This is a genomic window from Shimia litoralis, from assembly GCF_005518135.1.
GTDB lineage: Bacteria > Pseudomonadota > Alphaproteobacteria > Rhodobacterales > Rhodobacteraceae > Shimia_E > Shimia_E litoralis.
This window is the reverse complement of sequence record NZ_SULI01000003.1, coordinates 42,437-55,125: the sequence shown is the minus strand read 5'-3', so window position 1 is coordinate 55,125 and position 12,689 is coordinate 42,437. Positions and strand designations below refer to the sequence as shown.

Annotated in this window: 13 protein-coding genes; all 13 read left to right on the top strand. The window is 53.6% G+C overall.

Translation table 11 applies throughout. The features are described from left to right. The first annotated feature begins 4 nt into the window (after nucleotides 1–4). From nuoF to nuoN, 13 genes are read left to right on the top strand one after another with little or no spacing between them, the layout of a single operon-like run. Complete coding sequence (nuoF, locus tag FAP39_RS03745) at nucleotides 5–1,300, top strand: NADH-quinone oxidoreductase subunit NuoF (RefSeq protein ID WP_138015047.1); 1,296 nt, start codon at nucleotides 5–7, stop codon at nucleotides 1,298–1,300. A 6-nt stretch (nucleotides 1,301–1,306) separates the two neighbouring features. Then, complete coding sequence (locus tag FAP39_RS03740; RefSeq protein ID WP_246058920.1) at nucleotides 1,307–1,693, top strand: hypothetical protein; 387 nt, start codon at nucleotides 1,307–1,309, stop codon at nucleotides 1,691–1,693. Continuing rightward, nucleotides 1,690–2,190: a DUF5333 domain-containing protein gene (locus FAP39_RS03735; protein ID WP_246058919.1), complete on the top strand. Its 501-nt coding sequence runs from the start codon at nucleotides 1,690–1,692 to the stop codon at nucleotides 2,188–2,190. The genes FAP39_RS03740 and FAP39_RS03735 overlap by 4 nt, the downstream gene beginning before the upstream one ends. 2 nt (nucleotides 2,191–2,192) lie before the next feature. Next, nucleotides 2,193–4,205, top strand: a complete 2,013-nt coding sequence (gene nuoG, locus FAP39_RS03730) for an NADH-quinone oxidoreductase subunit NuoG (RefSeq protein WP_138015045.1) — start codon at nucleotides 2,193–2,195, stop codon at nucleotides 4,203–4,205. A gap of 6 nt (nucleotides 4,206–4,211) precedes the next feature. Further along, complete coding sequence (locus FAP39_RS03725) at nucleotides 4,212–4,628, top strand: hypothetical protein (protein WP_138015275.1); 417 nt, start codon at nucleotides 4,212–4,214, stop codon at nucleotides 4,626–4,628. A gap of 6 nt (nucleotides 4,629–4,634) precedes the next feature. Then, complete coding sequence (gene nuoH, locus FAP39_RS03720; RefSeq protein WP_138015044.1) at nucleotides 4,635–5,672, top strand: NADH-quinone oxidoreductase subunit NuoH; 1,038 nt, start codon at nucleotides 4,635–4,637, stop codon at nucleotides 5,670–5,672. Between the two features lies 1 nt (nucleotide 5,673). Next, entirely contained in the window at nucleotides 5,674–6,168 is a 495-nt protein-coding gene (gene nuoI / locus FAP39_RS03715) for an NADH-quinone oxidoreductase subunit NuoI (protein WP_138015043.1), read from the top strand. Further along, nucleotides 6,165–6,572, top strand: coding sequence for a carboxymuconolactone decarboxylase family protein (locus tag FAP39_RS03710; RefSeq protein ID WP_138015042.1), 408 nt, complete (start codon nucleotides 6,165–6,167; stop codon nucleotides 6,570–6,572). The genes nuoI and FAP39_RS03710 overlap by 4 nt, the downstream gene beginning before the upstream one ends. Next, a complete protein-coding gene (locus tag FAP39_RS03705; protein ID WP_138015041.1) occupies nucleotides 6,569–7,177 on the top strand; it encodes an NADH-quinone oxidoreductase subunit J in 609 nt (202 codons plus the stop codon). Before FAP39_RS03710 ends, FAP39_RS03705 begins: the two co-directional genes overlap by 4 nt. Nucleotides 7,178–7,215: 38 nt before the next feature. Then, nucleotides 7,216–7,521 carry an NADH-quinone oxidoreductase subunit NuoK gene (gene nuoK / locus FAP39_RS03700; protein WP_138015040.1) on the top strand — a complete coding sequence of 102 codons (306 nt, stop codon included), beginning with the start codon at nucleotides 7,216–7,218 and terminating at the stop codon, nucleotides 7,519–7,521. A gap of 6 nt (nucleotides 7,522–7,527) precedes the next feature. Beyond that, a complete protein-coding gene (gene nuoL, locus FAP39_RS03695) occupies nucleotides 7,528–9,687 on the top strand; it encodes an NADH-quinone oxidoreductase subunit L (protein ID WP_138015039.1) in 2,160 nt (719 codons plus the stop codon). Then, nucleotides 9,657–11,231, top strand: a complete 1,575-nt coding sequence (locus FAP39_RS03690) for an NADH-quinone oxidoreductase subunit M (RefSeq protein ID WP_138015038.1) — start codon at nucleotides 9,657–9,659, stop codon at nucleotides 11,229–11,231. Before nuoL ends, FAP39_RS03690 begins: the two co-directional genes overlap by 31 nt. Nucleotides 11,232–11,246: 15 nt before the next feature. Next, nucleotides 11,247–12,686 (top strand): NADH-quinone oxidoreductase subunit NuoN, encoded by a 1,440-nt coding sequence (nuoN, locus tag FAP39_RS03685; RefSeq protein ID WP_138015037.1) that lies wholly within the window; start codon nucleotides 11,247–11,249, stop codon nucleotides 12,684–12,686. The last annotated feature ends 3 nt before the right edge of the window (nucleotides 12,687–12,689 follow it).

The following is a 12,689-nucleotide window of genomic DNA, read 5'->3' as shown; positions in this document are numbered from 1 at the left end:
CAAGATGCTCAAAGATCAGGATCGTATCTTTACCAACCTCTATGGCATGCACGAGCGCACGCTCAAGGGCGCACAGGCGCGCGGCCATTGGGATGGCACCGCAAAGATCATTCAGAACGGGCGCGACTGGGTCATCGACCAGATGAAGGCATCCGGCCTGCGTGGTCGTGGCGGTGCGGGTTTCCCCACCGGTCTGAAATGGTCATTTATGCCCAAAGAAAGCGACGGTCGTCCGGCGTATCTGGTGATCAACGCGGATGAATCCGAGCCGGGCACATGTAAAGACCGCGAGATCATGCGTCATGATCCGCACACATTGATCGAAGGCGCCCTGATCGCGTCTTTCGCGATGAATGCACACACCTGCTATATCTATATCCGCGGCGAGTACATTCGCGAACGCGAAGCTCTGCAGAACGCAATTGACGAAGCCTATGATGCGGGTCTTTTGGGCCGCAACGCGGCTGGCTCCGGTTGGGATTTTGACGTGTTTGTTCACCACGGGGCAGGCGCCTATATCTGTGGCGAAGAAACAGCCTTGCTCGAAAGCCTTGAAGGCAAAAAGGGCATGCCACGTATGAAACCGCCGTTCCCAGCGGGCGCGGGTTTGTACGGATGCCCGACAACAGTGAACAACGTTGAATCTATTGCGGTTGTGCCGACGATCTTGCGTCGTGGCCCCGAGTGGTTCTCGGGCTTTGGTCGCCCGAACAATGCTGGCACCAAAATTTTCGGCATCTCCGGTCACGTCAACAACCCCTGTGTTGTCGAAGAAGCCATGTCGATCAGCTTTGAAGAGCTCATTGAAAAACACTGTGGCGGTATTCGTGGCGGTTGGGACAATCTTAAGGCGGTTATCCCCGGTGGATCGTCTGTGCCATGTGTTACGGGTGAAAATATGCGCGATGCCGTGATGGATTTCGACGCATTGCGCGAAAAAGGCTCGAGCCTTGGTACCGCGGCGGTGATTGTCATGGACAACTCGACCGACATCATTAAGGCCATCTGGCGTTTGTCCAAGTTTTACAAACATGAAAGCTGTGGCCAGTGCACGCCATGCCGTGAAGGCACTGGTTGGATGATGCGCGTCATGGATCGTTTGGTGCGAGGCGAGGCAGAACTCGAAGAAATCGATATGCTGTTTAGCGTGACCAAACAGGTTGAAGGCCACACCATCTGCGCGCTTGGCGATGCGGCCGCTTGGCCAATTCAGGGTCTGATCAAGAATTTCCGCAATGAGATCGAAGATCGTATCAAAGCCAACAAAACCGGCCGTATGGGCGCGATGGCGGCGGAGTAAAATCAGATGTTTGCCCAGCTCCCCTCAACGACATCATCCAAAAGCACAAAGTTGCGTTCAGCAGCTTTGATTGTGCCCGTATGTCTTGTGGTGGCTGTTTCTGGTTGCGAGCGTATGGGGAAAAAGGACGAGCTGTCCTTTAATGGCATCAACTTCCGCTCCAAGGCCAAGATGGTCGACAAGAAAGATCGCAGCCACTTCACGGTGAATGTCGACAAAGCCACTCAATCAATTGAAGGCGCGCGCGAGGCTGGTCGTCATGCTGCCGTGACCTATTGTATTGAAAACTATGGTAGCTCGTCGATTGACTGGGTTCACGGACCGGATGTCGAACCAGAGAATCTTCGCATGATCGAAGATGATCTGTATCTCGAAGGCGTGTGCAAAGAATGATCGCACGTTATTGCATAACACAGGCCTCTGGCCTTTCTGCTCAGGGCGGGGCGCGTGCAAGCGCGCCTGTGACCAAGACAGATCGGAGAGAGACTATGCGTGCGATTATTCCAGTGACCCTGTGTGCTGTTCTGGCGGCTGGACCTGTGTTTGCCAAGACGGGGCTGAGTCAGGAAAAATCTATTAATGACGGGCTTTTTGCTTTGGCTGTGGCGAATGAAATTCGCGACTATTGCCCCACAATAAGTGCTCGGTTGTTCAAGGCCTATTCATTCATGCGCGCGCTCAAGCGTTCTGCGAATGAATTGGGGTATGCTGACAACGAAATCGAAGCCTACATCGAAAATGACGATGAAAAGGCCAAGATGCGCGCGCGCGGCGAGGCGTATCTGAAACAAAACGGGGTCTCTTATGACGACCCACAAAGCTTTTGCACGCTTGGGCGTGCAGAAATTCAAAAAACAAGCCAGATCGGCGCGCTGTTAAGGGCGAAATGAACATGTCTGACCTACGCAAGATCATCATTGACGAGACCGAAGTAGAAGTGGATGGGGCGATGACCCTCATTCAGGCCTGCGAACAAGCCGGAGTGGAAATTCCGCGGTTCTGTTATCATGAACGTCTTTCCATTGCCGGCAACTGCCGCATGTGTCTGGTAGAAGTGGTCGGTGGACCGCCCAAGCCTGCGGCGTCATGCGCGATGCAGGTGCGTGATTTGCGCCCTGGGCCAGAAGGTCAGCCCCCTGTGGTGAAAACCAACTCGCCGATGGTCAAAAAAGCGCGTGAAGGCGTGATGGAATTCATGCTGATCAACCACCCGCTGGATTGCCCGATTTGCGATCAGGGTGGCGAATGCGATCTGCAGGATCAGGCCGTGGCCTATGGTCTGTCAGGTACACGGTTTAACGAACCGAAACGTGCCGTTGACGATCTGGAACTTGGGCCCCTTGTCAGCACAGCCATGACGCGTTGCATTAGCTGCACGCGGTGCGTGCGTTTCACATCAGAGGTCGCAGGTATCACCCAGATGGGCCAAACGGGTCGCGGTGAGGATGCCGAGATCACCAGCTATCTGAACCAAACACTTGATAGCAATCTGCAAGGCAACATCATTGACTTGTGCCCAGTCGGTGCTCTGACATCCAAGCCCTACGCCTTTACTGCGCGTCCCTGGGAATTGACCAAGACCGAAACCATCGATGTGATGGATGCCTTGGGGTCTAACATTCGCGTCGACACCAAAGGTCGCGAAGTGAAACGCATTCTGCCACGCAACCATGATGGCGTGAACGAAGAATGGATTTCCGACAAGACACGCTTTGTTTGGGATGGATTGCGCCGCCAGCGTCTGGACACACCCTATGTGCGTGAAAATGGTAAATTGCGTCCGGCAACTTGGGGTGAAGCCCTGACTAAAGTCGCTGATGCGATGAAGGGTAAAAAGGTCGCTGGTCTGATCGGTGATCTTGCTCCTACCGAAGCAGCCTTTGCTCTGAAGCAAATGATCCAAGGTTTGGGCGGCAATGTTGAATGCCGGACCAACGGTGCTGTGTTGCCTGCAGGCAACCGCAGTGCCTATGTTGGAACCGCATCGATCGAGGACATTGATACCGCCAAGGTTATCTATTTGATCGGGTCCAACCCGCGCAACGAAGCACCGGTGTTGAATGCTCGCATTCGCAAGGCTTGGTTGCAGGGCGCTGAAGTGATTGTCTTGGGTCCAAAAGGTATGGATCTGACCTATGAGACAACGTATGGCGGTCGCGGTCGTGCACCTTTGAATGAACTTGCCGAAAATGCACAGGCGCAGGACAATGCGATTGTGATTGTAGGGCAGGGTGCCATTTGCGAAGGCGACGGCATTGCCGTGCTGGGCAAGACAATGGCACTAACCGAGAAACTTGGCGGCAAAATGATGGTTCTGCACACTGCGGCAAGCCGTGTGGGTGCCATGGATGTTGGCGCGGTCACCGAAGGTGGTCTGGACACTGCGTTGGAAGGGGCCGAGGTCATTTATAACCTTGGTGCTGACGAAGTTGAAATTTCCGATGGTCCGTTTGTGGTGTACCAAGGGAGCCATGGCGATCGGGGCGCGCATCGTGCCGATGTGATTTTGCCAGCGGCAGCATATACCGAAGAAAACGGTCTATTTGTGAACACCGAAGGGCGCCCTCAGTTGGCGATGCGTGCAGGATATGCACCAGGTGAAGCCAAAGAAAACTGGGCCATTTTGCGCGCTCTAAGTGCTGAAGTTGGCGAGGGGCTCGCATATGACTCTTTGGCGCAACTGCGTCAGGCGCTGATTGCCGAAGTTCCACATCTGGCCAAGATTGATCAGGTTGTTGAAAACACGTGGCAACCTCTCCCTGCGGCAGCTCTTAAGAAGGGCGCATTCGTGGAAACGATCGCTGACTTCTATCTGACAAACCCGATTGCGCGCGCAAGCGTTCTAATGGCCGAGCTGAGCGCTGCTGCGAAAGCACGTGGCGCAGAACAGATTGCGGCGGAGTAAGTGAAAATGCACCTGCAAGCGCTCATGGCTCCGACAATTCCGGCCCTCGCGGTTGGTCTGTCGGCGTGCGCCCCCACATGTGGGGACGGCGAGCAATGCGGGGCATCTGATCCTGCGCCAGAATACCTTGGCGTCGAGACCCGTCTATTGGACGGTGATTTGGTGAATTTCCGCGTATCGATGCAAGATGCGCTGTCCACCAATGACATAGATAAATATGCGGAATGTGCCGCAGCGCAATATGCGTTGATCCGAGGTTTCGGATTTGCGCGTCATGTGCGCACGACAATGGAACAAGACGGCAGAGTTTGGCGGGGGGATGCTGTTTATACCATCTCTGCGTCGCTGCCCCGTGGTTTGAAAACGATTGACGCAGAAGTCACCGTTTCAAATTGCGAAGATAACCAAATACCCACGGTGTGAGGACAAATGGCTGAATTCTTTACCACCCCTCTCGGAATAGGCATCCTGATCGTCGCCCAAGTGCTGGCGGTTGTTGCTTTTGTGATGATCTCGCTTCTGTTTCTCGTTTACGGGGATCGGAAAATCTGGGCTGCTGTGCAAATGCGCCGCGGTCCCAATGTTGTGGGTACCTTCGGGATCCTGCAATCAGTTGCTGACGCTCTGAAATATGTCGTCAAAGAAGTGGTGATCCCGGCTGGTGCCGACCGCCCCGTCTTTATCCTTGCGCCATTGGTCAGCTTTGTGATGTCCATGATTGCTTGGGCGGTGATCCCGTTCAATGATGGTTGGGTTCTGTCCAACATCAACGTGGCGATCATGTATGTGTTCGCGGTGTCCTCGCTTGAGGTCTACGGCGTCATCATGGGCGGCTGGGCTTCCAACTCGAAATACCCATTCCTTGGCTCATTGCGCTCTGCGGCTCAGATGATTTCATATGAGGTCTCGATCGGCCTGATTATTATCGGCATCATCATCAGCACCGGGTCAATGAACTTTGGTGATATCGTGCGTGCGCAAGACGGCGACTATGGATTGTTTAGCTGGTATTGGTTGCCGCACTTTCCAATGGTCTTCTTGTTCTTTATTTCTGCTTTGGCTGAAACCAACCGCCCGCCATTCGATCTTCCCGAGGCGGAGTCGGAATTGGTCGCGGGCTATCAAGTCGAGTACTCGGCGACGATGTTCCTGCTGTTTATGGCCGGTGAATACATCGCGATCTTCTTGATGTGTGCGTTGATGTCCCTGTTGTTCTTTGGTGGCTGGTTGTCCCCAATTCCTGGATTGCCCGATGGCGTTCTTTGGATGGTCGGCAAAATGGCGTTCTTCTTCTTTATCTTCGCGATGGTGAAGGCGATTACGCCACGGTACCGCTATGACCAGCTGATGCGCATTGGTTGGAAGGTGTTCCTACCGCTTTCGTTGGCTTGGGTCGTCATTGTCGCGTTCCTTGCAAAATTTGAACTTCTTGGCGGTGCCTATGCCCGCTGGGCGATTGGAGGCTGATATGGCGAATATCGACTACAAGCGCGCCGCAGGCTATTTCCTGCTCAGCGATTTCATCGGTGGCTTCAAACTTGGGCTGAAGTATTTCTTTGCGCCCAAGGCGACGCTGAACTATCCGCACGAAAAGGGGCCTCTGTCGCCACGTTTTCGCGGTGAACACGCGCTGCGTCGCTATCCCAATGGGGAAGAGCGTTGCATCGCCTGTAAACTGTGCGAAGCGATTTGCCCCGCACAAGCGATCACAATTGATGCCGAACCACGTGAAGACGGCAGCCGCCGGACCACACGGTATGACATCGATATGACCAAATGCATCTACTGCGGTTTCTGCCAAGAGGCCTGTCCGGTTGATGCGATCGTCGAAGGTCCGAACTTTGAATTTGCCACAGAAACACGTGAAGAACTGTTCTATGACAAAGCCAAGCTTTTGGAAAACGGCGAACGTTGGGAAGCAGAGATTGCGCGTAACTTAGAACTGGATGCACCGTACCGATGACCGATAGCCCGAACCCATTTGAAGCGATGATCGCGCAGTATCAGGAAATGGCCAAAGCCATGAATCCTGCGCTGGAATCCTTTACACCTAAAGGGTTTGAAAAGCTGTGGCCAACGATGCCCAAAGATATGATGGAAATGTTCTTTGGCAACTCGTTCAACAAAGACGGTCTTGATGCGAAAACACGCCTGTTTTTGACCTTGGCCGCTTTGACTGTTCTGGGTGCTCAGGCCGAGGCGCAAATCCGACTAACTGTACGCCACCTGCTCGAAGCAGGGGCTACGAAACAAGAAATTGCCGAAACAATCGGACAGATGTCCATGTTTGCTGGCATTCCGGCCACGACCAAGGCGCTTGAAATCGCCCAAGAGGTTCTGGCTGAAAACGAGGAAAGTGACACATGACTATTGCAGCGCTGGCCTTCTATCTGTTTGCGATCTGTGTGATCGTTGGCGGATTGTTCACCGTAGTAAGCCGCAATCCGGTGCATTCGGTGCTCTGGCTTATTCTTGCATTCCTAAGCTCGGCAGGGCTGTTTGTTCTGTTGGGTGCCGAATTTGTGGCAATGCTCTTGGTGATTGTCTACGTGGGCGCGGTTGCCGTGCTTTTCCTCTTTGTGGTGATGATGCTGGATGTCGACTTTGCCGAGCTCAAGGCGGAGATGGCGCAATATATGCCACTGGCCTTGTTGATCGGTGTTGTCCTGCTGATGCAGTTCGGCATGGCTGTGGGCGCATGGCAGGCATCTGATGTCGCCGAAGCCCAACGTGCCGCTGTAGCGCCTGAAGGTGTACAGAACACCGAAGCACTTGGGTTGTTGATTTACGACCAATATTTCCTCCTGTTCCAGTTGGCGGGCTTGATCCTGTTGGTGGCCATGATTGGCGCCATCGTTCTGACCCTGCGTCATCGCAAAGATGTCAAACGTCAAAATGTTTTGGCGCAGATGTGGCGTGACCCTGCTGAGGCCATGGAATTGAAAGATGTAAAACCGGGGCAGGGCCTTTAAGAGCTCGCTACTGGAAGAATAAGGACCGAGGGACGAACATGATCGGACTTGAACATTACTTAACCGTGGCAGCAGCATTGTTTGTCATTGGTATCTTTGGCCTCTTCCTGAACCGGAAGAACGTCATCATCCTTTTGATGTCGATCGAACTGATGCTTTTGTCGGTCAACATCAATCTGGTCGCTTTCTCAAGCTTCCTTGGCGATCTCGTCGGACAGGTCTTTACCTTGTTCGTCCTGACTGTTGCGGCTGCTGAAGCTGCGATCGGCCTTGCTATCCTCGTCTCTTTCTTCCGCAACCGGGGCACGATCTCGGTGGAAGACGTCAACGTCATGAAAGGCTAAGCGACAATGGAAAAGATTATCCTATTCGCACCGCTTGTCGGCAGCCTGATTGGCGGCTTTGGCTGGCGGTTTATCGGAGAAAAAGGCGCACAGTATGTGACGACAGGTCTGCTGTTTCTTGCCTGTGCTCTGAGCTGGATCGTATTTCTTGGCCACGATGGCCAAACCCAGTATATCCACATTCTTGACTGGATTCAGTCTGGCACATTGGACACCGCCTGGGCGATCCGCCTGGATCGGCTGACGGCCATTATGTTGATTGTTGTGACTTCGGTCTCGGCCGTTGTGCACCTTTATTCCTTTGGCTACATGGATCACGACCCACAATGGAAAGAAGGCGAAAGCTATAAGCCGCGCTTCTTTGCATATTTGTCGTTCTTTACCTTTGCCATGCTTATGCTGGTCACGTCCGACAACCTTGTTCAAATGTTCTTTGGCTGGGAAGGCGTGGGCGTTGCATCCTACTTGTTGATTGGGTTTTACTATCGCAAGCCCTCTGCAAACGCCGCCGCGATCAAAGCATTTGTTGTGAACCGTGTGGGTGACTTTGGTTTTGGCCTTGGGATCTTCGGGTTGTTCATGCTGACCGATAGCGTCAAGTTTGATGATATCTTTGCAGCAGCGCCTGCGCTCGCGGATACACAGCTTCACTTCTTGTGGGCTGATTGGAATGCAGCGAACCTTATTGCTTTCTTGTTGTTCATCGGGGCGATGGGGAAATCGGCGCAGCTCTTCTTGCACACTTGGTTGCCTGACGCGATGGAAGGCCCGACTCCAGTGTCGGCTCTGATCCACGCTGCGACCATGGTGACTGCGGGTGTTTTCCTGATTTGCCGGATGTCTCCGCTGATGGAATACGCACCCGAAGCGACAGCGTTTATCACCTTCCTTGGTGCGACCACAGCTTTCGTGGCTGCGACCATCGGTTTGGTGCAAAACGACATCAAGCGCGTGATTGCATATTCGACCATGTCTCAGTTGGGCTATATGTTCGTTGCGGCGGGTGTCGGTGTCTATTCTGTCGCGATGTTCCACCTGTTTACGCACGCTTTCTTTAAGGCGATGTTGTTCCTTGGCGCCGGCTCGGTGATCCATGCGATGCATCACGAGCAAGACATGCGGAACTATGGCGCGTTGCGCAAAAAGATCCCTTATACCTTCATGGCAATGATGATCGGTACGCTTGCGATTACCGGCGTTGGCATTCCTTTGACCCATATCGGTTTTGCTGGATTCTTGTCTAAAGATGCCGTGATCGAAAGCGCATGGGCCGGAACCGCTGGCGGCTATGCCTTCTGGATGCTTGTGATCGCTGCGTTGTTCACGTCGTTCTATTCTTGGCGTCTGATGTTTATGACCTTCTATGGCAAGGCGCGCGGCGACAAGCATACGCACGACCATGCCCATGAGAGCCCAATGGTGATGTTGGTTCCGCTTGGACTTCTGGCGCTTGGCGCAGTGTTCTCCGGGATGATCTGGTACGGCAGCTTCTTTGGCGACCATGACAAAGTGAACAAATTCTTTGGCATCCCTGCACATACTGCTCAGGCAGATGGCGGCCACGGAGCGGCGGCATCGTCTGACACCCACGCGGCTGAAGACACGCACGCCAAGGTTACTCATGTCGATGACGCGGCACATGGCGATGACCACGCAGCAAAAATGGACGATCCGGCGCATGCCCCAGTGATGGCTGCACACCATGGCGAGGCTCCGAAAGGGGCGATCTTTATGGCGCCAGACAATCATGTGATGGACGAAGCACACCATGCCCCGACTTGGGTTAAAGTGAGCCCATTCGTTGCGATGATCATCGGTTTTGTGGTGGCGATGTGGTTCTATATCTGGAACCCTTCGATGCCCAAGAAACTGGCAGACGCGCAGCGCCCGCTGTATCTGTTCCTGCTCAACAAATGGTACTTTGACGAATTGTACGACGTGATTTTCGTACGTCCCGCCAAAGCGATTGGCCGTTTCCTTTGGAAACGTGGTGATGGAAACGTCATTGATGGTGCGTTGAACGGTGTGGCGATGGGTATTGTACCGTTCTTCACCAAACTCGCGGGCCGCGCCCAATCTGGTTACATCTTCACATATGCCTTTGCCATGGTGATCGGCATTGTAGTCCTGATCACATGGATGACGCTCAGCGGAGGAGCGCACTAATGAACGACAGCTTGCTCTCCCTAGTCACTTTTATCCCTGCGATTGCAGCGGCGATCCTAGCGATCTTCCTGCGCGGGGAAGAAGCGGCAGCACAGCGGAACGCCAAATGGGTTGCGATGGTGGCAACGGTCATCACCTTCCTTGTCTCGCTGGGTATCTTGTTTGAATTCGACCCTTCCAACACGGGCTTTCAGTTCGTTGAGGAGCGTGAATGGCTGATGGGCCTCAAGTACAAGCTTGGTGTTGATGGTATCAGCGTTCTGTTTGTGATGCTGACCACCTTTATGATGCCGCTTGTGATTGCGGCCTCGTGGAACGTGAATACGCGTGTCAAAGAATATATGATCGCCTTCCTGCTGCTTGAAACGCTGATGCTTGGCGTGTTTATGGCGCTTGATCTGGTGCTGTTCTATATGTTCTTCGAGGCTGGTTTGATCCCAATGTTCCTGATTATCGGGATTTGGGGCGGCGCCAACCGGATTTATGCATCGTTCAAGTTCTTCCTCTATACGTTCCTCGGATCGGTGTTGATGCTGGTGGCGATGGTTGCAATGTTCTCGGACGCAGGCACCACTGACATTCCCACGCTTATGAACCACTCCTTCGGATCTGAGACGTTCTCGGTCTTGGGTATTCAGGTTGTGGGTGGTCTTCAGACATTGTTGTTCTTGGCCTTCTTTGCATCGTTCGCGGTTAAGATGCCAATGTGGCCGGTCCACACCTGGTTGCCGGATGCACACGTTCAGGCGCCCACAGCAGGTTCTGTTGTGCTGGCTGCGATCCTGTTGAAAATGGGGGGCTATGGCTTCTTGCGGTTCAGCTTGCCAATGTTCCCCATCGGGGCAGAGGTGATGACGGATCTTGTGCTTTGGATGTCTGCAATTGCGATTGTATACACGTCGCTGGTTGCGCTGGTTCAAGAAGACATGAAAAAGCTCATCGCGTATTCCTCTGTTGCACACATGGGCTATGTGACCATGGGTATTTTTGCAGCGAACCAACAAGGCATTGATGGTGCGATCTTCCAGATGTTGAGTCACGGCTTTATTTCGGGTGCCTTGTTCCTATGTGTCGGCGTGATCTATGATCGTATGCACACTCGCGATATTGACGCGTATGGCGGTCTGGTCGTGCGGATGCCTGCGTATGCGCTGATCTTTATGTTCTTTACGATGGCCAACGTTGGTCTGCCGGGCACTTCTGGCTTTGTCGGTGAGTTCCTTGTGCTTGTCGGGATTTTCAAGGTGAACACTTGGGTTGCGGCTGTGGCGGCATCCGGGGTGATCTTCTCGGCGGCCTATGCTTTGTGGCTGTTTCGTCGGGTGGTCCTTGGGGACCTGATCAAAGAAAGCCTCAAGACGATTTCCGATATGACGGCACGCGAAAAATGGATTTTTGCGCCGCTGGTGATCATGACACTGCTATTGGGCGTCTATCCGGCGCTTATCACAGATATCATTGGGCCTTCTGTTGAGGCTCTGATTACCAACTATGAAACCGCTCTGGCGCATGCCCCTTCGGGCGCCCAGATGACATCGCATTAAGGAGAGCTTGAGAAAATGATCCAGGCTGATCTGAATATTATCCTGCCCGAAATCCTTCTGGCAATCTACGCGATGGTGGCGCTTGTCGGTGCGGTGTACACTGGCAAGGACCGGCTCGCGTCCCTGATGACATGGGTGACCGCAGTGTTGTTCGTGCTTGTGGCAAGCTGGATTGGCGTGTCGGGTTCGGGCGAAAACGTGGCTTTCAACGGTATGTTCCATGACGACGCGTTCTCGCGTTTTGCCAAGGTCACCATCTTGTTGTCTGCTGCGGCTGTACTGGCGATTGGTCAAGAATACATGAGCCGCCGCGGCATGCTTCGTTTTGAATACCCGGTGCTGGTCACATTGTCCGCAGTTGGGATGATGATGATGGTGTCCGCAGGCGACCTCATGGCGCTTTACATGGGCCTCGAGCTACAATCTCTGTCGCTCTATGTCATTGCATCCATGCGCCGTGACAGCGTGCGCTCGTCCGAAGCTGGCCTCAAGTATTTTGTGCTTGGTGCGTTGAGCTCTGGTTTGTTGCTGTATGGTTCGTCTTTGATCTATGGGTTCTCCGGCACGACCTTGTTCTCGGGCATCATCGAAGCGGTTGGACACGGGCATGTCTCACTTGGCATGTTGTTCGGGCTGACATTTGTCACCGCGGGCTTGGCATTCAAGGTATCTGCCGTTCCGTTCCACATGTGGACACCGGATGTGTACGAAGGCTCTCCGACACCTGTCACTGCATTCTTTGCGACAGCCCCAAAAGTGGCTGCGATGGCGTTGTTTGCGCGGGTTCTGCATGATGCCTTTGGGGGCGTGGTTTCCCAATGGCAACAGATCCTTGTGGCCCTGTCGGTGCTGTCTATGTTCCTTGGTGCGGTTGCTGCCATCGGTCAGACAAACATCAAACGCATGATGGCCTATTCGTCGATTGCGCATATGGGCTATGCCCTTATGGGGTTGGCAGCGGGCACGGCCTTTGGTGTGCAGTCGATGCTGATTTACATGGCGATCTATGTCACGATGAATATCGGCACATTTGCCTTCATCTTGAGCATGGAAAAAGATGGCCAGCCTGTGACCGACATTCAGTCGCTGAACATGTATTCCAAGCGCGAACCGGCCAAAGCATTGGCGATGCTCATCTTGCTCTTCTCTCTGGCAGGTGTTCCGCCGCTGGTCGGCTTCTTTGGCAAGTTTTATGTGCTGCGCGCAGCATATGATGCTGGGCTGGTGTGGCTTGCTGTATTGGGTGTGGTCGCTTCGGTTATTGGCGCGTTCTACTACCTGCGGATCGTGTACTATATGTACTTCGGCGAAGAAGGCGAAGTACTCGACAAGGGGCGCTCGCCGATCCTTTGGGGTGCACTTATGGCGTCCGCCGCCATCATGTTGGTGGGGGTTGTGAACCTGTTCGGTATCGAAAGCATCGCCCAAGCTGCGGCTGCGACATTGGTCAATTAGGCT